Here is an 18,994-nt window from a genome sequence, read left to right on the forward strand (position 1 = left end):
CGGTCGCTCTCCGCGAGGTCGGAAGCAACTGCGTGCCCGAAATCGCAGGGAAGCAGGGGGGGGGCTCGGCTTGGGCACGAAGTGGCCGCGTCCCCGCGGCCCGCGGCGGCAACTTGGTGCCTCAAGAACGCAGGGAAGCCGTGGAGTACCCGGTTTGAGGCACGGAGTGGCCGCGTCCCGGCCCCTGACGGCGGCAACTTGGTGCCCCAAACCGCGGACCGGGGCGGGCGCGCGAAGTTTGGGGCACGGAGTGGCCGCGTCCCTGCCGCCTAGGGCGGCTACTCCGTGCCGCAAACGGGAGGTCCGCCACGCGGGCGGCGGGTTTACGGCACCGAGTGGCCACCTGCGTGGCTCGTGGGCCCGTCGGTACCGGAAACTCGCTAGTCGGCGCGCGTCGCCACGGCGCTCGGCTCGCCCTCGATCACCGTCGGCTTCGGGTGCACCGGCAGCACCAGCAGCAGGCCCGCGACCAGCACGAGCACGATGCCCAGGATGCCGAAGCGCACGTCGCCCGCGACCGTCACGAAGATGCCGAAGAGCGTCGGCGCGAGGAACGAGACCGCGCGCCCGGTGGTGGCGTAGAGGCCGAACATCTCGCCCTCGCGGCCGGCAGGCGTGATGCGCGCCATGAACGAGCGCGAGGCCGACTGCACCGGGCCGACGAAGGTCGACAGCGCGAGGCCGAAGACCCAGAACATGCCCTTCCCTTCGACGAAGAGCACCGCCAGGCCCGAGATCGACAGCAGGACGAGCGAGATGACGATGACGATCTTCGGGCCGAACCGGTCGTCCGCCCATCCGCCGATGAACGTGCCCGCGCCGGCCATCACGTTCGCGGCGATCGCGAAGAGGATGACCTCCTCGGACGAGAAGCCGAACACCGACGAGGCGATGATCGCGCCGAACGTGAAGACGCCCGAGAGCCCATCGCGGAAGACGGCGGACGCCACGAGGAAGAGCAGCGTCTTGGGCGCCGTGCGGCGGATGCGCCCGATCGTGCGGAAGAGGATGCGGTACGACTCGAGCATCCCCACGCGCTTGGGCGCGGCACCGGTCGGCGGCACCTCCGGCACCTTGAGCAGCAGCGGCAGCGCGAAGACCAGGAACCAGATCGCGCTCGCGAGCACCGCGAGTCGCACGTCGAGCGCCCCGCCCTCGCGGCCGTTCGGGATCTGCAGCACGCCGCCGGCGTCCGGGTCGGCGAGCGGGAAGATGAAGAGCACGAGCAGCAGCCCGAGCAGCACGATGCCGCCGACGTAGCCCATGCCCCAGCCGTAGCCCGAGGTGCGGCCGAGCGCCTCCTTGGTCGACACCTGGTGGAGCATCGCGTTGTAGTTGACCGAGGCGAACTCGAAGAACAGGTTGCCGGCGGCGAGCAGCGCAGCACCGAGCCAGATGTACTCGGGCACCGGTGCGACGAAGCACATGCCGATCATCGCGACGATCGTCACGCCGGTGTTCACCGCGACCCACAGCTTGCGGCGACCGCCGCCATCCGACCGCTGGCCGATGACCGGCGCGAGCGCCGCGACGAGCACGCCGGCGATCGCGATCGCCCACGCCACGATCGAGGCGTTCTCGGCGAGCGCGCGCGTCAGCTCGGGCGAGCCGCCCTCACCCGCCGCGTCCACGATCGCCGGGTCGACGAAGAGGTCGGATGCGATGTACCGGCTGAAGACGAAGGTGGTGATGACCGCGTTGAACGACGCGGAGCCCCAGTCCCAGAGCGCCCACGCCGTCGCGCGCCGGCTCAGCTCGCGGCGCGCGATCGGCGCGACGCCGATCTGCGACGGCTGCACCAGGTCGTCGGGTGCGGGCTTGGCGGTGACGGATGCCGCGCGCGGCTCCTGAGGGGCGCTCATGCCCCTGAGCGTAGGGCCGCAAGGCGAACGATCGGGGCGACGCGGGTGTCGCGGCGGTGTCGCGTGTCAGCGGTCCTCACCCCGCGAGTGGGCGGCCGCCTTTCACGGCGGATGCACAGCCGCGAAAGTTGACACAGGTCGACTCAAGGTGGAAAAGTTGAGCCATCGCGACTCAAGTCGGCGTCCAGCCGGGCGCAGGTCGCGGCTGCGGTTCCGGGGGACGAGCCCACCGCCAGGCAGTGCATCCGATGCGCTGCGGGGGATGTCGGTGCGCTCCTCCGCCGGAACCAGGCAGAGCAGGCAACCAGCAGGCATACCGCAGCACAGCTGCGAACAGGAGGCACCACCATGGCACGAGCAGTCGGCATCGACCTCGGCACCACCAACTCCGTCGTCGCATTCCTCGACAACGGCGAGCCCACCGTCATCGCGAACGCCGAGGGCTTCCGCACGACCCCGTCGGTCGTCGCCTTCGTGAAGGAGGGCGAGACGCTCGTCGGCGAGCCCGCCAAGCGCCAGGCCGTCACGAACGTCGACCGCACCATCTCGTCGGTCAAGCGCCACATGGGCACCGGCTGGAAGCAGGACATCGACGGCAAGTCGTTCACGCCGCAGGAGATCTCGGCGCGCATCCTCGGCAAGCTCAAGCGCGACGCCGAGACCTACCTCGGCGAGCCGGTCACGGATGCGGTCATCACCGTGCCCGCGTACTTCAACGACGCCGAGCGCCAGGCCACGAAGGAGGCCGGCGAGATCTCCGGCCTGAACGTGCTGCGCATCATCAACGAGCCCACCGCGGCCGCGCTCGCCTACGGCCTCGACAAGGGCAAGGAGGACGAGCTCATCCTCGTCTTCGACCTCGGTGGCGGCACGTTCGACGTCTCGCTGCTCGAGGTGGGCAAGGACGACGATTTCTCGACCATCCAGGTGCGCTCGACCGCCGGCGACAACCGCCTCGGCGGCGACGACTGGGACGACCGCATCGTCGAGTGGCTGAAGAAGCGCTTCCAGGAGCAGACCGGCGTCGACGTCTCGAAGGACAAGATCGCCATGCGCCGCCTGAAGGAGGCCGCCGAGCAGGCGAAGAAGGAGCTCTCGTCGTCGTCGACCACGAGCATCCAGCTGCCCTACTTCTCGCTCACCGAGAACGGCCCCGCCAACCTCGAGGAGACGCTCACCCGCGCCCAGTTCGAGAACATGACGAAGGACCTGCTCGAGCGCACCCGCAAGCCGTTCGAGGACGTCATCCGCGAGGCCGGCATCACGGTCTCCGAGATCGCGCACGTCGTGCTCGTCGGCGGCTCGACCCGCATGCCCGCCGTCTCCGACCTGGTCAAGCAGCTCACCGGCGGCAAGGAGCCCAACAAGAGCGTCAACCCGGATGAGGTCGTCGCCGTCGGCGCCGCGCTCCAGGCCGGCGTGCTGAAGGGCGAGCGCAAGGACGTCCTGCTCATCGACGTCACCCCGCTGTCGCTCGGCATCGAGACCAAGGGCGGCATGATGACGAAGCTCATCGAGCGCAACACCGCCATCCCGACGAAGCGCTCCGAGACCTTCACGACCGCCGAGGACAACCAGCCCTCGGTCGCGATCCAGGTCTTCCAGGGCGAGCGCGACTTCACCCGCGACAACAAGCCGCTCGGCACGTTCGAGCTCACCGGCATCGCGCCGGCGCCCCGCGGCATCCCGCAGGTCGAGGTCACGTTCGACATCGACGCGAACGGCATCGTGCACGTGTCCGCGAAGGACAAGGGCACGGGCAAGGAGCAGTCGATGACGATCACCGGCGGCTCGAGCCTCTCGAAGGAGGACATCGAGCGGATGGTGAAGGACGCCGAGGAGAACGCGGCTGCCGACCACGCCCGCCGCGAGGCCGCCGAGCTGCGCAACACCGGCGAGACGCTCGTCTACTCGGTCGAGAAGGTGCTGACCGACAACGCCGAGCAGCTGCCCGACGACGTCAAGACCGAGGTGCAGGCCGACGTGGACGCGGTGAAGTCGGCCCTCGCGGGCGACGACGACGAGGCCGTGAAGACGGCGGTCGAGACGCTGCAGCAGTCGCAGTCCAAGCTGGGCGAGGCGATCTACCAGCAGGCGCAGGCGCAGCAGGGCGCCGAGGGCACCGACGGTGCGCCGGAGGACGGCGCGGCTCCGCAGGGCGAGCAGTCCGCCGAGGACGACGTCGTCGACGCCGAGGTCGTGGACGACGAGGACGAGAAGAAGCAGCCGTGAGCGAGCGCGAGGAGTCGAACATGCCCGACGAGTCGAACGAGCCCGACCGCCAGGACGCCGACGGCGCCCACGGCGAGGCCGGCACCCCGCAGCCCGCAGCCGCCGAGCCCGAGCAGACCGAGGAGGCCGCGCCCAGCGCGGCCGCCTCGGCGCCCGGCCCCGACGACCTGAGCGACGAGGACCGTGCCCTGCTCGAGGGCGAGGCCGCGGCGATCGAGGCCGAGCGTGCCGCGTTCGAGGCGAAGTCCGCCGCGCAGCTCGACGAGCTGCAGCGGCTGCGCGCCGAGTACGTCAACTACCGCAACCGCACCGAGCGGGAGCGCGCGGGCGACCGCGACGCGACCACGGCATCTGTCATCAAGGCGATGCTGCCGGCGCTCGATGGGCTCGACCTGGCCGAGAAGCACGGCGACCTCGCCGAGGGGCCGCTGGCGCTCGTGGCGCAGAAGCTGCGCGCCTCGTTCGACCAGCTCGGCGTCGTGCGGCTCGGTGAGGTCGGCGAGGCGTTCGACATCGACAAGCACGAGGCGGTGGCGCAGCTGCCGAACCCGGAGGTGACCGAGATGGTCGTCGCCGACGTCGTGCAGTCGGGCTACCGCGTCGGCGAGCGCACGCTGCGAGCCGCCAAGGTCGCGGTGTTCGTGCCGGCCGAGTGAGCTGAGGTCCGGCATGGCGAGCAACGACTGGTTCGACAAGGACTTCTACGCCACGCTCGGCGTGCAGAAGGACGTCACGCCTGCAGACCTCAAGAAGCAGTACCGCAAGCTCGCGCGCCAGTTCCACCCGGACTCCAACCCGGGCGATGCGAAGGCGGAGGCCCGGTTCAAGGAGATCTCCGAGGCGCACGCGGTGCTGTCGGATGCGAAGCAGCGGCAGGAGTACGACGCGATCCGCGCGATGGCCGGTGGCCGTCCGCGGTTCGCGCCGGGCGGCTCCGGTGGCTTCGAGGACGTCTTCGGCGGCTTCGGCGGCGGCCCGCGGGTGCAGTACTCGCAGGGCGACTTCGATGACCTGCTCGGCGGGATGTTCGGCGGGAGCAGCCCGTTCGGCTCGCGTCGTCCGGCCAAGGGCCGCGACGTCACCGCGCGGGCGGCGCTCGACTTCACGTCGGCGGTGCAGGGCGACACCCTCAAGCTGACCGTCGGCGGCAGGACGATGACCGTCAAGGTGCCCGCGGGCGTCCACGACGGCCAGAAGATCAAGCTGGCCGGCAAGGGCGATCCGTCGCCGACCGGTGGCGAGCCGGGCGACCTCATCCTCACCGTGCAGGTGCGGCCGCACCCGGTCTTCACGATGGACGGGCTCAACCTGCGCGTCGACGTGCCGGTCACCTTCGCGGAGGCGACCCTCGGCGCGACGATCGAGGTGCCCACGCTCGGCGGCAGCCCGGTGCGGCTCAAGGTCGCGCCCGGCACGCCGTCCGGTCGCGTGCTGCGCGTCAAGGGCCGCGGCGTCGCGGGCAAGAAGGGCACGGGCGACCTGCTCGCGACCATCCAGGTCGCGGTGCCGAGCCACCTCACGAAGGACCAGGTCGAGCACCTCGAGCGGTTCGTCGAGGCCGGCCCGAGCGAGTCGCCGCGCGCCGACCTGCTCGCGAAGGCGAAGGCAGCCTGATGGCGAGCGCGCCGGCCGGCTTCGACGAGACGTCGCCGATCTTCTCGATCGCGGCGGCCGCGGAGCTGGCCGGCCTGCACGCGCAGACGCTGCGCCAGTACGACCGGCTCGGGCTCGTGCAGCCGAGCCGCACCGCGGGCAACACCCGCCGCTACTCGATGCGCGACGTCGGGCGGCTCCGGCAGGTGCAGCTGCTCTCCGGCGAGGGCGTCTCGCTCGAGGGCATCCGCCGCATCCTCGAGATGAGCGACGAGAACCGCGATCTGCGGCAGCGCGTGCGCGAGCTCGAGTCGGCGCTCGCGGATGCGGTGATGCAGCAGCAGGGACGCCGCGTCTTCGCGGCCGGCACCGCGGGCATCACGACGATCCGGGCAGGTGCCCGGCCGACGAGGCCGGGCTCGGTCGTGCTCTGGCGGCCCTCCGCCCGCTGACCCCCGCTCCGGGCCTGATCCCTGGCAGCGCCGGGTGCCGCGCAGGGCCGGATGCGATGATGTGCGCGTGGACCAGGAGCCTCGCGCGAGCGTCGACCCCGCGGCGCCCCCGCCGCCGGGCACCGACACGCCCGTGCCGTCGGACGCCACCGAGCGTGCCGCTGCCGCGGGCCGCATGCGACGGCGCGAGGCGCCGGCAGCGCCCGCCGCCGATCGGCTCGTGCCGGCCAAGGCGCTCGAGACGCGCGCGGAGGAGCGCGCGCGACTGCGGCGCGAGCGGCTCCTGCTGCAGCCGCCCGTGGGCGGGCAGGGCGTTGCGAACCCCGCCGCGGGCTTCGCCCCCTCCGGCGCGATGCTGCCGCCCGGGCTCATGCCGGCGGTCGCCGACTCGATGCCGCAGCGGCTCGCCCCGCAGCAGCCGACGCACGGGCAGGACCCGCATGGCGTGACTCCGTACGGAGCGAACCCCTACCCCGCGCCTGCGTACGCCGCCGGTCCCTACGGTGCTGGCCCCTACGGTGCTGGCCCCTACGGTGCTGGCCCCTACGGTGCTGGCCCCTACGGTGCTGGCCCCTACGGTGCTGGCCCCTACGCCGCAGCTCCCTACGCCGCAGCTCCCTACGCCGCAGCTCCCTACGCCGCAGCTCCCTACGCCCCGGTCGCCTATGCCGCTGGCCCGTACCCGCCGGCCGGCCCCGAACCCTACCCGCAGCTCGTGCTCGTGCCGCCGCGCATCCGCTGGACGAAGCGGCAGCGGAGCGCGGCGCTCCTGAGCTCCTGGGTCGGGCAGACGCTCATGGCGCTCGCGACGCACCTGCTCACCGCGTTCTTCCTGATCGTCGGGTTCGCGTTCCTCCTGCACGCCTCCGGCGACGAGGTCTCCGACTTCGAGGCCGACTCGTTCACGACGGTCGTCTCGCTCTGGTCGACGCCGGAGCGCGTGGGTGCGACGGTCGTCATCGGGCTGCTCGTCGGCGGCGGGCTCCTCGCGCTCGGCTGGCTCGCGCAGGCGCTCTGGTCGAAGTCGGCGGGGCTCGCGAAGCCGCACCGCTCGACCTGGCTCGCGTGGCTGTGCACGACGGCGACGACCGGCTTCATCGGCGTGATGGTGTGGCCGATGGCGCTCATGGGCGGCCTGTTCTTCATCCTCGGTGCGAGCTCCGCCTCGCTCACGACCGGCACGATGTGGACGACCCTGTTCGCGCTGCTCGGCATCGCGATCGTGCTGACGGGCGGCGTCGGCCTGCTGTACGGCTGGCTCTTCCTGTCGACGGCTCGCCCGCGGGTCGACTTCGCCGCGCTGGCCGAGGCGGAGGAGGCCGCGGCGCGCGCTCGCGACGAGGCCGAGCTCGCGCGCGTCGAGCTGCGCGGCGAGCCGAGCACCAGATGAGCCGCGCGCGGGCGGCCGCGCCCGACCCGCTCGACGCCGGGCAGCGCGCGGCGGTCCGGGCCGCCGGCAGCATCGGCCTGGCGCTGGTCGCGGCCGGCGCGAGCCTCGTGTGGGGGCTGCTCGTCGCGGCGATCGTGCTGCTGCTCGTGCGCTCGGTGGTGGTCGACCTCTTCGACGACGTCGCGTGGGGGCGCTCGGTGGTCGCGTGGGTCGAGCAACTCGACGGCACGCCGCTCGCGCCCGTCGTGCTCGGACTCGTGCTGCTCGCGGTCGGTGCGGGAGCGCTCGGCTGCTGGCTCAGCACGCGGCGGATGCACCGGGCCGGCGTGCCCGCGGCCGCGGCGGTCACCTTCCGCGGCGCCGCGCTCGGCACCGGCCTGCAGGCGGTCCTCTCGACGCTGTCGAGCTGGCTGCTCGGGCTGCTCGTGCTGCTGACCGGGGTGGTGGGCTTCTGGATCGTCGCCGCCATCTACGTCGTCGGCTCGATCGTCGTCTCGACGATCATCGGATGGCTCGCCGGGCCGCGCACGTGGCTCGCGATCGCCCGGCGTGAGGCGCGGCGCGCCGTCGGCCCGGAGCATCCGGCTGTCAGGGGCGCCACGAGCGGATAGTGCGGTCGAGGCGTCGCTGGGTGCCGCATCCGCCGGGGCAGCAGGCTGCCGGTCACCCCGCACACGCAGCGGCGCCCCCGCCGCGAGGACGGGGGCGCCGCTGCGTCAGGTTAGGCGCCGGTGCTCGCCGACTCCGAGGACGGCGTCGCGTCAGCGGTCTCGCCCGCGCCGCCGGTGCTCAGCTCCGACCGGCGGTCGCGCTGCTCGACCGAGATCTTGCGCGGCTTCGCGCGCTCGGCGACCGGGATCGTCAGCATAAGCACGCCGTGCTCGTACGTCGCCTCGATGCGCTCGAGGTCGACGTCGTTGCCGAGGCCCAGCTGGCGCATGTAGCGACCGGCCGGCCGCTCCTGCGCGAGCCACTGCGCGCCGTCCGCCGCGCCGATCGTGCGCTCGGCCTGGATCGTCAGCGTGTTCGCGTCCACGTCGAGGTCGATCGAGCCGGGGTCGACGCCCGGCAGGTCGACGTTCACGATGTAGTGATCGCCCGCGCGGTAGAGGTCCATCGGCATCCAGCTCGACGAGCGCTCGGTGCCTCCGCTCGTCAGCAGGCGGGCGGCCATCCGGTCCATCTCGCGGAATGGGTCGAAGGTCAGTGCCATTGACAACCACCTCCTCAACGTCGGGCCGTCGCCCCCATGCGACGGTCCCCGGTGTCTGTGGCAGCCCCTCGGGGCGTGCCCCGCGGAGCGACGCCAGATTAGCACTCTCGATAGGAGAGTGCCAGCGGTTCTCAGCGACCTCTCGGCAGCATCTGACCCCTTGCGAAGGGTCCCGGCGCCCCGCATGCTCGATGGGATCGCAGCCGGTGCCGATGCCGTCGCGACCGATACCGAGGGAGCGCAGATGCGACTGATCGCGCACGAGTTCATGACGCTGGACGGCGTGATGCAGGGGCCGGGCGGGGCGGACGAGGACACCTCCGGCGGCTTCCGCTACGGCGGATGGGTGGCCCCGGCGTTCGACGAGACCGTCGGCGAGGTCGTCACCGGATGGTTCGCCAAGACCGACGCGCTGCTCTTCGGCCGCGTCACCTACGGGATGATGGCCGACTACTGGCCGCAGGTGACCGATCCCGACGATCCCGTCGCGCAGCGCCTGAACACCGCGCCGAAGCACGTCGTCTCGACGACGCTCCGGCCTGAGGACGCGACCTGGGGTGGCACGGAGTCGGTCATCGGCGACGATGTCGTCGAGCGCATCCGCGCGCTCAAGGAGGGCGGCGACGGCGAGCTGCAGGTGCACGGCTCGTGGCAGCTGCTGCAGACGCTCATCGCCGAGGAGCTCCTCGACGAGCTGCGGCTCATCGTCTTCCCGACCATCGTCGGCCCCGGCAAGCGGCTCTTCGACGACGTCGCGCAGCCGTCGGGCTTCGACGTCTCGGATGTGCGCATCGCCGACAGCGGCGCGGTGGCGATGACGCTCACCCCGGCGCCGTTCCGCACCGCGACCTACGCCATCGTCGACGGCAAGGAGGTCCAGGTCGAGGGCTGAGCGCTCAGGCGCGACCTGCGCTGCGCGCGAGCATCCGCCTCGCGGCGCGGACCCGCACGAGGCGGCATCCGGCATCGGTCAGGCGGGCGACGATCACCGGCTCGCGGCGAGCGAGCAGCATGCCGCGGCGCACGAGGAACGCGGGGCTCTTGCGGCGCTCGCGGAGGTCGCGCGCGAAGCGCAGCCCCATCGTCACCCAGCGGGAGCGGTGCACGCAGAGCGCGTCGGCCAGGATGCCGCGGCGGCGCGCCTCGGCCACGACCTCGCCGACGAAGACGCCCTCGGCGACGAACAGCGTGGCGCCGTCGAGCGTGACGTCGCGGCTGCCGACGGTCGCGCTGCGCGAGATGTCGTAGACCGGGGCGCTCGTGCGACCGGTGCGCGCGAGCTGCTCGAGGGCGTCCGCCGCCCGATCGAGGTGCCACGAGCCGGGGTGGTCCCAGTCGACCTCGCCGGTCTCGAGCCGCGGCAGCGCGGGGTCGTCGCCCTCGCGGTAGAAGTCGTCGAGCCGCAGCACGGGCAGCCCCGAGCGCTCGGCGATGCGCGACTTGCCCGAGCCGGAGGCCCCGCCGATGAGCACGACGCGCGCGAGGGGCTCGGCGACGGAAGGCATGGGCTCCATCATCCCAGATCCGCCGACGCGCCCACGTCGACCGGCGTCGTTCAGCGCCGCGTCAGTCGCCAGGCGGCATGCTCGACGCATGCGGGTGCTCCTGGTCGACGACGAGGTGCGGCTCGCCGACGGCATCCAGCGGGGGCTCCGGGCCGAGGGCATGACGGTCGACGTCGCCCACGACGGCGTCGACGGCCTATGGCGCGTGCGGGAGTTCGCCTACGACGTCGTGCTGCTCGACGTGATGATGCCCGGCATGAGCGGCTACCGCGTCTGCCAGACGATGCGCGCGGAGGGCAACTGGACGCCCGTGCTCTTCCTCACCGCGAAGGACGGCGAGTGGGACGAGGTCGAGGGCCTCGACACCGGCGGCGACGACTGGCTCACGAAGCCGTTCTCGTTCCCGGTACTCGTCGCCCGCATCCGCGCGCTCGTGCGGCGCGGCGCGCGTGAGCGCCCCGTGGTGCTCGAGGCGGGCGACCTGCGGCTCGACCCGGCCGCGCGGACCGTGCGCCGCGGCGACACCGAGGTCGAGCTGACCGCGCGGGAGCTCGCGGTGCTCGAGCTGCTCATGCGCCGTCGGGGCGAGGCCGTCACGAAGGCAGAGCTGCTCGACGACGTGTGGTCGGAGGACTTCGAGGGCGACCCCAACATCGTCGAGGTCTACGTCGGCAGGATCCGCCGCAAGGTCGACCGGCCGTTCGGCCGGGACGCCATCCAGACGGTGCGCGGCGCCGGCTACCGGCTGGCGGCCGACGGTGGCTGACGCGGATCGCCCAGCGCCGCGCGGCGCGTCCATCCGCCTCCGGATCACCGCCGCCGCGCTCGCGGTCGTCGCAGTCGCGCTCGGGCTCGGCGCGGTCGGCATCGTGTGGTCGCTCGACCGCCTGCTCACCGCCTCCGTCGCCGAGCAGCTCGGCGACGAGCTCGCGGCCCTCGCCGACGGCGTCGACGCCGGCACGATCCAGACCGCGGCGCTCGTGCAGCGAGACGACGACGTGCTCGTCGCCCTGCGCTCCGCCACCGGCGTGGTCGTGAACGCCGACCGGGCGACCGCGGTGCCGGTGCCGACCGGCGCGGAGCCGCTCGAGGCGACCGTGGAGGGCGAGCGGTACGTCGTCGTCGCGCAGGAGGTCACGGCCGGCACGATCGTCGTCGCGCGCTCGGCGGCCGGCATCGACGACGCCGTGCGGCTCGCGACCTCGCTGCTCATGATCGCCGTGCCCCTCGCGATCGTGCTCGTCGGCACGGTCGTCTGGATCGTCGTGGGCCGCGCCCTCGCGCCGGTCGATCGGATGCGCGCGCAGGTCGACGCGATCGACGCGACCGCGCTCGATCGCCGGGTGCCGACGAGCGGCCGCGACGACGAGGTCGACCGCCTCGGCGCGACCATGAACCGGATGCTCGCGCGCGTCGAGGAGGGCGCGCGGGCGCGGCGCAGGTTCGTCGCCGACGCCTCGCACGAGCTGCGCTCGCCGCTCGCGTCGATGCGGCAGTTCGCCGAGCTCTCGCGCGCGCATCCCGACTCGACCGCGCCCGGCGAGCTCGCCGACGTCGTGCTCGAGGAGGGCGAGCGGATGCACGGCATCGTCGAGGGGCTGCTGCTGCTCGCCCGGCTCGACGAGCACGAGGCCGGCCAGCGGCGGCCGGTCGACCTCGACGACCTCGCGCTCGCGGAGGTGGAGCGGGTGCGCGCCCTCGGGCGCACGGCCGACGGGTCGGCCGTGCGCGTGGCGCCGGTCGTGGGCGACGCCCGGCTGCTCGCCCGGGCGCTCCGCAACCTCGTCGACAACGCCCTGCGCCATGCGCGCGACGCCGTCGCGCTCGGCTCGGTCGTGCGCGACGGGCGCGCGATGGTGTGGGTCGACGACGACGGCGCCGGCGTGCCCGAGTCGGAGCGCGAGCGCGTGTTCGAGCGCTTCGTGCGGCTCGACGAGGCACGGGCGCGCGACGATGGGGGCTCCGGGCTCGGCCTCGCGATCGTGCGCGAGGTCGCCAGGGCGCACGGCGGCGACGCCTGGATCACCGCCGCGCCCACGGGCGGCGCGCGCTTCGTGCTCGAGCTCCCGGTCGCGACCGATCGATCCTGAAGCGGTGTTCAGCATCGTTCAGACGCGCGTCAGCGGTCGTCGAGGAAGGTGAGGCCCATGAACGAGACTCCCCGCGATCCCCAGCAGCCCTTCGGCCAGGACGGCGACGCCCAGCACTCCGACGCCCTTGCCGCGAACGACCCGGCCCCCCGCGACCCCGCGGCCGGCGACGCCGCCCTGCGCGACGCCGACGCCACCACCCGCATCCACGAGGCCGCCCCGGCCGGCGCCCCCAAGCGGGGCCGCGGCATCCTGAAGCCCGTGCTCATCGGCTCGGCGGCCGCCCTCACCGTGCTCGCCGTCGCCGGCGTCGGCATGACGATCGCCGATGCGGTCGACGACGGCGACGACCCCTCGCCCTCCGCCACCTCGGCGCCGCTCGCATCGGCTCCGGCGCCGAGCGAGTCGAGCGACCCGTCCTCGACCGACGCCCCGAGCGCGACCGACGACCCGGGAGCGACGGATGGCCCCAGCCCGTCCGCCGAGCCCGGCGACGACCGCGGCGGCGACGACGACGCGCCCGCCGGCGGTGCGGCATCGGCCGCGGCATCCGACCTCGTCGCCGCCATCGACACGGCGATCGCCGCCGCCGGCGGCGGCTCGGCGACGAGCATCGAGGTCGAGCAGGGCGCCTGGAAGGTCGACGTGCGGCTCGACGACGGCAGCGAGCTCGACGTGCGCGTGCCCGTCTCCGGCGACGCGGTGGTCCGCGAGGACGACGACGACGACCGCTCGAGCGACGTGCCGCTCGACCCCTCGCGCATCGCCGCGATCGTCGACGCCGCTGTCGCGGCCGCGGGCGGCGGCACGGTGACCTCGATCGAGACCGAGGACGACCAGGTGCGCTACGAGGTGGAGGTCGCGGTCGACGGCGACGACGTCGACGTCGAGCTCGCCGAGGACCTCGCGGTGCTCTCCGCCGAGCGCTGATCCCGCACGACGACGACCGCCGCTCGCCCCATGGCGACGTGGCGGTCGTCGGCGTCGGCGCGCGTGCGGCTGCCGCGCCGGCCCGGTGCAGCTGCTGCGGCGGTTCAGTGCAGCTGCGGCGCCGGACTCGGCAGCCCGGCCACGATGCCGAGGAACTCGTCGTACTCGCGGATGTAGTCGGCGTTGTCGTACTCGTGTGAGGCGAGCACGACGAGCACCGCGTCGGGGCTGTAGGCGTACTGCGTGCCCCACGTGAGCGGCTGCATGTACAGGCCGATGTCGGGAGCGTCGAGGAGGTACTCCCGGCGCTTCGTGCCGTCGTCGGCGATCGCGTGCACGGATCCCTTGACGCAGATGAGGAACTGGTGGCACGCGCGGTGGGCATGGGCGCCGCGGGCGTAGCGCGTGGGCACGTCGTAGACGATGAACATGCGCTTCGGGGGGAACGGCAGCCCCGCCGCGAACTCGACGGCCGAGAGCGAGCCCCGGAGGTCGATGGCGTGCTGCAGCTCGATGAGGCCGAAGCCGCCGTCCGCGATCGCGTGGTTGACCGATCCCGGCGCCGCATGGATCGGCCCGATCGTCTCGGTGTCGGCGTACCCGATGATGCGGGCAGGGTTGCCCGCGACGATCGCGTACGAGGGCACGTCGCGCGTGACGACGCTGCCGGCCCCGACCATCGCGTGGCTGCCGATCCGGATGCCCGGCAGGATCGTCGCGTTCCCGCCGATCGATGCGCCGTGCTCGACGACCGTCTGCGGGTAGGCGGCGAGCCGCTGCTTGCTGCGCGGGAAGCGGTCGTTCGTGAAGGTGGCGTTGGGCCCGACGAAGACGTCGTCCTCCAGCCGGATGCCGTCCCAGATCTGCACGCCGCACTTCAGCGTGACCCGGTCGCCGATGACGACGTCGTTCTCGACGAAGACGCCGTCGTTGAGGTTGCAGTCGGCACCGATGACGGCGCCCGGCAGCACGTGCGCGAAGGCCCAGATGGTCGTGCGGTCGCCGACCCGCTCGCTCTCGCAGATGCCCCGCTCGTGCACGAAGTGGTTCATGAGTCCACCCTTCTCAATCGATGGCGCGGTCGCAGGAAGAGGAGTCGTCCCGCGAGGAAGCTGAGGGGCACGGTCACGGCCAGCAGGATCCCGCTCGTGAGCAGCAGCTCGACGAGTCCCGCGGGGTCCACCAGGGCCACGATGAGCCGGCCGACGAGGTAGACGACGACGTAGACGCCGACGAACGCGACCATCCGTCGCCAGCTGGTCCTCGTGCCGAACACGAAGTGCGGCGTCATGGCCGCGACGAGCACGAGGCCGGCGAGGTAGCCGGCGGTGTACGCGATCCAGGGCGCGACCAGCAGGCCGAGCACGATGAAGATGCCGTAGCTCACCGCGACGTTGAGCGCGCCGACCAGCAGGAAGCGCGAGGCCTGCCGCCGAAGCTCCCGGCTCATCGCTCGAACTCCGTCGCGCGGGCGACGATGGCGTGCGGGCGCCGCTTCGAGTTGTCGAACCCGCGTCGCACGTAGCTGCCGATCACGCCGAGCGCGATGAGGATCGCGCCGGTGCTGCCGAGGTTGACGAGCATGAGCGCGGTGAAGCCCTCGACCGGGATGCGGCCGAGCGCCCAGGAGATGAAGACCGTGAGCGCGATGACGATCGTGGTCAGGGTGCCGAGGATGCCGACGAGCGTGATGACCGTGATGGGCGCGTTCGTGAACGAGAACGAGCTGTCGAGGAAGTAGCCGATCTTCCGGCGTAGCGACCAGCCGCTCTTGCCGTGCTCGCGGGCCACGCGCGCATAGGGCACCTCGACCCGCCGGTAGCCGACCCAGAGGAGGAGCCCGACGAGGCTCGAGTGCGACTCCTCGAGGGCGACGAGCCGGGCGGCGACCTCGCGCGTGCAGCCGAAGACGTCGATGCCGCCCTTCGGCATCTCCGGCTGGATCAGGCGGCGGTAGAGCGACCAGTAGGTGCCGGAGAGCAGTTTCGACGAGCCCGGGTCGTCGCGCGACTGCCTCGTGCCCACCGCGACGTCCCAGTCACCGGCCTCGAGGATCGTGAAGAACTCCTCGACGAGCGACGTCGGCTCCTGCAGGTCGGCAGCCATGACGCCGACGTAGTCGCCCTTGACGACCGCGAGCCCCGAGCGGATCGCCTCGAACGACCCGAAGTTCCTGGAGTGCTCGACGAGCTGCACCGAGAACGGGGCGTCGGTGAGCTCGGCGCGGATGACGTCGGCCGAGCGGTCCGGCGAGCCGTCCACCACGAGCACGACCTCGAGGTCGCGCCAGCGGGTCGAGAGGTCGCGGAGCCGCGCGAAGAGGCTCGGGATCGTCTCCTCGTTCTTGTAGACGGGGATGACGATGGAGTACCGCGGTGCCATGGCGTCACGACATCTCGTGGAGCGCGGCGACGACGCGCGCCTGCTCGTCGTCGGTGAGCCCGGCGTAGAGGGGGACGCTGATGATGTGCTCGCTCGCCCACTCGGTGACGGGCAGCGGCGGGGCATCCGGCCCGGCGATCGGCTGGTGATGGTCGGGGATCGGGTAGTGGATGTCGTGCCCGATGCCGTGGTCGTCGAGGATCGCCGTCACGCGCTGCCGGTCGTCGACGACGACGACCGCGAGGTGGCCCGCGTAGGACGGCGTCGCGCGGTTGACCATGCGGATGCGACCGGTCGCCGCCGCCTCGTAGCGGCCGTGGATCTCGCGGCGACGGGCGACGTCGGCGTCGAGCGCGGGCAACAGGCGCCGCAGGACCGCGGCCTGCAGCTCATCGAGGCGAGAGTTCCGGCCCCCGGCCGCAGACGAGCGGTACTTCGACGACCACCCGTACTGCCGCAGCTGGCGGATGCGCGCGACGAGCTCGACGTCGTCGCTGAAGACCGCGCCGCCGTCACCGACCGCGCCGAGGTTCTTCGTCGGGTAGAAGCTCGTCGTGGCGATGGTGCCGAACGTGCCCGCGGCACGGCCGTCGCGGCGGGCGCCCATCGCCTGCGCGCAGTCCTCGACCACGGGCACGCCGCCGGCGATCTCGGCGATGCCCCCGGCGTCGGCCATCTGCCCGAACAGGTGGGTGACGACGACCGCGCTCACCGGCATCGGCGCGCTCCGGAGCGCCGCCTCCACCGTCGCCGGGGTGGCCTGCAGCGTCGCCGGGTCGACATCCGCGTACCAGGGGGTCGCGCCGATCGCCCGGGTGGCGGTCGACGTGTAGCCGCCGGCGTTGGCGACGGTGATGACCGCGGTCCCCGGCCGCGCGCCGACCGCTTGCAGCGCGAGCTGCAGGGCGTCGGTACCGTTCCCGACGCCCGCCGCGGCCGCGATGCCGAGCGACGCGGCCAGCTCGCGCTCGAAGGCGTCGTGCTGCGGGCCGAGCACGAACCATCCAGAGGCGAGCACCTCCTCGATGGCCTCGCGCACCCCTGGTGCGGTGCTCTGCAGCCCGCGGCGGAGGTCGTTGAAGCGCACCGCGTCAGGCATCGTTCTCTCCTCGACCGTCCGCGTCGGCGAGGCGCCGGCGCGAGGACCACAGGGTCGCGGGTGCGAGCGCCGCGATGAGCGCTCCTGCCCAGAACAGCAGCCAGCCCACGCCGAGCCCGGGGGTGGCGTAGGTCAGGGTGACGAGCGACGCGCCTTGGGGCACGTCGATCGTGACGAGGCCGTCGGTCGCGGTCGGCGCCCCGGTCACGCACACGTCGTCGGCGCAGACGGATGCCTGCCATCCGCGGTAGAACGGCTCGTTGAGCACGACCGCCCCGGCCGAGGTCGTCTGCAGGTCGTACTCGAGCCGGTCGGGCTCGTAGGCCACCGGCGTGACCCGCACGCCTCCGCACGCCTCGTCCGCGCACCCCTCGTCGAAGGCGGCTGCGGTGATCGCGGTGCCGGGGTGGGAGAGGAAGGCGAGCAGCTGCGCCGCCCGATCGCCCTCGCTGATCGCGGCCCGCAGCGTCTCGAAGTAGGTGTTGCCCTTGAGGTTGAGGTACCCGCCGAGCGCCGCCTCGCCGGTGTAGTAGGCCACGTTCCACTCGCTGCTCTGGATGTCGTCGAGGCCGGCGTCCGCGGGCAGCGGCGTGCGTCCCGGTCGCCGGTCGCCGGCGAGCGGTTCGGCGTCGGCGACGAGCTCCGCCACGGGGCCGTCGAACCGGCCGACCTCGGCGTCCACGCGGTCGGTCCGCCAGGGCTCGCGGTTCGAGTAGGCCCACAGCCCGCCGGAAGCGACGACGCCGACGATCAGCAGCGCCGCGAGGTCGCGCCGGCCGCTGCTCACGGCGAGCACGAGCGCCGCCGACGCGACGAGCACCGCGAGCGTGAGGGCGTAGTCGCGCAGGTCGATGCGCGCGAGCAGCCCGCCGACGGCGAGCAGCACGACGACGGCAACGGCCACGGCCACGCGCGCCCGCTGCCAGGGGAGCGGGGTGCGGTGCCGCACGAAGCCGTCGACCGCGGAGGCCGCGAGCAGCAGCACGCCGAAGAGCATGAAGACCTTGAAGTCGCTCATGGTGAAGCGGCTGAGCGACAGCCCGGGGAGCTGCTGCAGCGCCTCGAACCACGGGAACAGCGGCAGACCCAGCAGCGCGGCAGGGATGAGGATGCCGAGCCCGAGCCGCGTGAGCGGTGACCCGGGGCGCGCGAAGAGGGCGGCGAGCAGCACCGCGGCAGGGATGAAGAACGAGCGCATCGAGATGTCGTTCGGGTAGAAGCCGTAGTCGTAGCCGAACTGCAGCGAGAGGAGCATCGACCACGACCACTCGGACGCGTCGGGCTCGCGCACGCCGGTGAGGTCGTTGCCCAGCACATAGGGCAGCAGGCGCACCATGCTGAGGAGCAGGGCGGCGACCATCGCGATCCCGAGCGGCAGCAGGAAGTCGGTGAGCCGAGCGCGGCTCTGCACCTGCTGCAGCACCACCCAGACGACGCCGATGCACGCGTAGGCGACGAGCATCCCCGGGTACACGCCGGACGCCGCCTGCCACAGCACGAGCGTCGCGACGGGGATCGACCACCAGCGCCGCCACGGCCACCGCGTCGAGGCGACCAGCAGCACCCACGGCAGCCACGCGTAGCCGCGGGCGATGTCGGGATGCTCGGCGTTGCTGAAGGCGCCGACGGCGAAGAACCACCCGGCCGCGGCGACGAGGCCGGCGAGGAACGAGACGCCGTGGCGGCGGACGAGCAGGTACGCGCCGACGCTGCCGAACGCGACGTGGACGGCCGAGAGGAAGGCGAGGGCCCACGGCGTCAGCGGCATGACAGCGGCGACGGCGCCGTACGGCAGGTACCAGGCGCTGTTCTGCAGGCTGAGCGATGCGGGATAGCCGCCTCGCACCGCGGGGATCCACGACACGGGGTCGAAGAAGCCGCCGTGCGCCCACCACCAGTACGCCTCCTGTGCGTACGCGCCGAGGAAGTCCCACGGGGGCACGCGGGCCCCCCGGATCCATCCCTCGAGCACCAGCACCTCGAGCGCGACCACGAGACCGGCGAGGGCCGCGACCCTGAACCGCCGGCGCCCGGACAGCCGACGCAGGGAGGCGACGCGATCGGCCAGCGGGGTCGGGCGCACGCGCTCGTCTGCTGGGTGGATCAGGTGCATCATCGACCTCCCGGACCGTCGACAGCGGTGGGAGCGGGCCGTGGATCCCTAGGGTCGTCCGGCTCGGGGGCGAGCGGGCGCACTTGACGATCTCCTGACCCAGTCCTGAGCCATCGGAGAGGCGCCTCGGAGC

The 18,994-nt window shown here is 72.8% G+C and carries 18 protein-coding genes; 10 read left to right on the top strand and 8 right to left on the bottom strand.

Annotated features, from left to right (window positions below; genetic code table 11):
* Window positions 1–380 precede the first annotated feature (380 nt).
* Window positions 381–1,862 (bottom strand): MFS transporter, encoded by a 1,482-nt coding sequence (locus ABIB37_RS05840; RefSeq protein WP_354257911.1) that lies wholly within the window; start codon window positions 1,860–1,862, stop codon window positions 381–383.
* A 348-nt stretch (window positions 1,863–2,210) separates the two neighbouring features.
* Here ABIB37_RS05840 and dnaK point away from each other — a divergent pair, with 348 nt between their 5' ends.
* The 6 genes from dnaK (at window position 2,211) to ABIB37_RS05870 (ending at window position 8,140) form a co-directional block, all read left to right on the top strand.
* Window positions 2,211–4,094, top strand: coding sequence for a molecular chaperone DnaK (gene dnaK, locus ABIB37_RS05845; RefSeq protein WP_123696511.1), 1,884 nt, complete (start codon window positions 2,211–2,213; stop codon window positions 4,092–4,094).
* Window positions 4,091–4,750, top strand: coding sequence for a nucleotide exchange factor GrpE (locus ABIB37_RS05850; protein ID WP_354257914.1), 660 nt, complete (start codon window positions 4,091–4,093; stop codon window positions 4,748–4,750). The genes dnaK and ABIB37_RS05850 overlap by 4 nt, the downstream gene beginning before the upstream one ends.
* A gap of 13 nt (window positions 4,751–4,763) precedes the next feature.
* Window positions 4,764–5,708 (top strand): DnaJ C-terminal domain-containing protein, encoded by a 945-nt coding sequence (locus tag ABIB37_RS05855; protein WP_354257917.1) that lies wholly within the window; start codon window positions 4,764–4,766, stop codon window positions 5,706–5,708.
* Entirely contained in the window at window positions 5,708–6,139 is a 432-nt protein-coding gene (locus ABIB37_RS05860) for a heat shock protein transcriptional repressor HspR (protein ID WP_123696509.1), read from the top strand. Before ABIB37_RS05855 ends, ABIB37_RS05860 begins: the two co-directional genes overlap by 1 nt.
* 67 nt (window positions 6,140–6,206) lie before the next feature.
* Entirely contained in the window at window positions 6,207–7,529 is a 1,323-nt protein-coding gene (locus ABIB37_RS05865; protein WP_354257920.1) for a hypothetical protein, read from the top strand.
* Complete coding sequence (locus ABIB37_RS05870) at window positions 7,526–8,140, top strand: hypothetical protein (protein ID WP_354257923.1); 615 nt, start codon at window positions 7,526–7,528, stop codon at window positions 8,138–8,140. The genes ABIB37_RS05865 and ABIB37_RS05870 overlap by 4 nt, the downstream gene beginning before the upstream one ends.
* Before the next feature lie 110 nt (window positions 8,141–8,250).
* On the opposite strand, the gene ABIB37_RS05875 is transcribed toward ABIB37_RS05870, so the two are convergent.
* Window positions 8,251–8,742 (bottom strand): Hsp20/alpha crystallin family protein, encoded by a 492-nt coding sequence (locus ABIB37_RS05875; protein WP_354257926.1) that lies wholly within the window; start codon window positions 8,740–8,742, stop codon window positions 8,251–8,253.
* Window positions 8,743–8,986: 244 nt separating this feature from the next.
* On the opposite strand from ABIB37_RS05875, the gene ABIB37_RS05880 reads away from it, so the two are divergent.
* Window positions 8,987–9,634 carry a dihydrofolate reductase family protein gene (locus ABIB37_RS05880; protein ID WP_354257929.1) on the top strand — a complete coding sequence of 216 codons (648 nt, stop codon included), beginning with the start codon at window positions 8,987–8,989 and terminating at the stop codon, window positions 9,632–9,634.
* A gap of 4 nt (window positions 9,635–9,638) precedes the next feature.
* Here ABIB37_RS05880 and ABIB37_RS05885 read toward each other — a convergent pair whose 3' ends face one another.
* Window positions 9,639–10,247: a uridine kinase family protein gene (locus ABIB37_RS05885; RefSeq protein ID WP_354257931.1), complete on the bottom strand. Its 609-nt coding sequence runs from the start codon at window positions 10,245–10,247 to the stop codon at window positions 9,639–9,641.
* Between the two features lie 88 nt (window positions 10,248–10,335).
* Between ABIB37_RS05885 and ABIB37_RS05890 the strand changes: the two genes are divergently transcribed.
* The 3 genes from ABIB37_RS05890 to ABIB37_RS05900 are packed head-to-tail and all read left to right on the top strand — an operon-like array spanning window position 10,336 to window position 13,267.
* A complete protein-coding gene (locus tag ABIB37_RS05890; RefSeq protein WP_354257934.1) occupies window positions 10,336–11,013 on the top strand; it encodes a response regulator transcription factor in 678 nt (225 codons plus the stop codon).
* On the top strand, window positions 11,006–12,337 hold the full coding sequence (locus ABIB37_RS05895; protein ID WP_354257937.1) for a sensor histidine kinase: 1,332 nt from the start codon (window positions 11,006–11,008) through the stop codon (window positions 12,335–12,337). The genes ABIB37_RS05890 and ABIB37_RS05895 overlap by 8 nt, the downstream gene beginning before the upstream one ends.
* Before the next feature lie 57 nt (window positions 12,338–12,394).
* The gene (locus tag ABIB37_RS05900) at window positions 12,395–13,267 is read left to right on the top strand and encodes a hypothetical protein (RefSeq protein WP_354257940.1); all 873 of its coding nucleotides are present in this window, start codon (window positions 12,395–12,397) and stop codon (window positions 13,265–13,267) included.
* Window positions 13,268–13,371: 104 nt separating this feature from the next.
* Here ABIB37_RS05900 and ABIB37_RS05905 read toward each other — a convergent pair whose 3' ends face one another.
* Genes ABIB37_RS05905 through ABIB37_RS05925 form a run of 5 tightly spaced genes read right to left on the bottom strand, consistent with a single transcriptional unit; the run spans window position 13,372 to window position 18,864 of the window.
* Window positions 13,372–14,319: a WxcM-like domain-containing protein gene (locus ABIB37_RS05905; protein ID WP_354257942.1), complete on the bottom strand. Its 948-nt coding sequence runs from the start codon at window positions 14,317–14,319 to the stop codon at window positions 13,372–13,374.
* Complete coding sequence (locus ABIB37_RS05910) at window positions 14,316–14,717, bottom strand: GtrA family protein (protein WP_354257945.1); 402 nt, start codon at window positions 14,715–14,717, stop codon at window positions 14,316–14,318. Before ABIB37_RS05910 ends, ABIB37_RS05905 begins: the two co-directional genes overlap by 4 nt.
* Entirely contained in the window at window positions 14,714–15,649 is a 936-nt protein-coding gene (locus tag ABIB37_RS05915; protein ID WP_354257947.1) for a glycosyltransferase family 2 protein, read from the bottom strand. The genes ABIB37_RS05910 and ABIB37_RS05915 overlap by 4 nt, the downstream gene beginning before the upstream one ends.
* 4 nt (window positions 15,650–15,653) lie before the next feature.
* Window positions 15,654–16,748: a DegT/DnrJ/EryC1/StrS family aminotransferase gene (locus ABIB37_RS05920; RefSeq protein WP_354257950.1), complete on the bottom strand. Its 1,095-nt coding sequence runs from the start codon at window positions 16,746–16,748 to the stop codon at window positions 15,654–15,656.
* Complete coding sequence (locus tag ABIB37_RS05925; protein WP_354257953.1) at window positions 16,741–18,864, bottom strand: putative glycosyltransferase family protein; 2,124 nt, start codon at window positions 18,862–18,864, stop codon at window positions 16,741–16,743. The genes ABIB37_RS05920 and ABIB37_RS05925 overlap by 8 nt, the downstream gene beginning before the upstream one ends.
* Window positions 18,865–18,994: the final 130 nt, after the last annotated feature.

Origin of the sequence: Agrococcus sp. UYP10 (assembly GCF_040547205.1) — a bacterium.
GTDB lineage: Bacteria > Actinomycetota > Actinomycetes > Actinomycetales > Microbacteriaceae > Agrococcus > Agrococcus jenensis.

Coding starts and splice junctions, on each gene's coding strand:
- ABIB37_RS05840 (WP_354257911.1), bottom strand. CDS start 1,862: ATGAGCGCCCCTCAGGAGCCGCGCGCGGCATCCGTCACCGCCAAGCCC.
- dnaK (WP_123696511.1), top strand. CDS start 2,211: ATGGCACGAGCAGTCGGCATCGACCTCGGCACCACCAACTCCGTCGTC.
- ABIB37_RS05855 (WP_354257917.1), top strand. CDS start 4,764: ATGGCGAGCAACGACTGGTTCGACAAGGACTTCTACGCCACGCTCGGC.
- ABIB37_RS05860 (WP_123696509.1), top strand. CDS start 5,708: ATGGCGAGCGCGCCGGCCGGCTTCGACGAGACGTCGCCGATCTTCTCG.
- ABIB37_RS05870 (WP_354257923.1), top strand. CDS start 7,526: ATGAGCCGCGCGCGGGCGGCCGCGCCCGACCCGCTCGACGCCGGGCAG.
- ABIB37_RS05875 (WP_354257926.1), bottom strand. CDS start 8,742: ATGGCACTGACCTTCGACCCATTCCGCGAGATGGACCGGATGGCCGCC.
- ABIB37_RS05880 (WP_354257929.1), top strand. CDS start 8,987: ATGCGACTGATCGCGCACGAGTTCATGACGCTGGACGGCGTGATGCAG.
- ABIB37_RS05885 (WP_354257931.1), bottom strand. CDS start 10,247: ATGCCTTCCGTCGCCGAGCCCCTCGCGCGCGTCGTGCTCATCGGCGGG.
- ABIB37_RS05890 (WP_354257934.1), top strand. CDS start 10,336: ATGCGGGTGCTCCTGGTCGACGACGAGGTGCGGCTCGCCGACGGCATC.
- ABIB37_RS05900 (WP_354257940.1), top strand. CDS start 12,395: ATGAACGAGACTCCCCGCGATCCCCAGCAGCCCTTCGGCCAGGACGGC.
- ABIB37_RS05905 (WP_354257942.1), bottom strand. CDS start 14,319: ATGAACCACTTCGTGCACGAGCGGGGCATCTGCGAGAGCGAGCGGGTC.
- ABIB37_RS05910 (WP_354257945.1), bottom strand. CDS start 14,717: ATGAGCCGGGAGCTTCGGCGGCAGGCCTCGCGCTTCCTGCTGGTCGGC.
- ABIB37_RS05915 (WP_354257947.1), bottom strand. CDS start 15,649: ATGGCACCGCGGTACTCCATCGTCATCCCCGTCTACAAGAACGAGGAG.
- ABIB37_RS05920 (WP_354257950.1), bottom strand. CDS start 16,748: ATGCCTGACGCGGTGCGCTTCAACGACCTCCGCCGCGGGCTGCAGAGC.
- ABIB37_RS05925 (WP_354257953.1), bottom strand. CDS start 18,864: ATGATGCACCTGATCCACCCAGCAGACGAGCGCGTGCGCCCGACCCCG.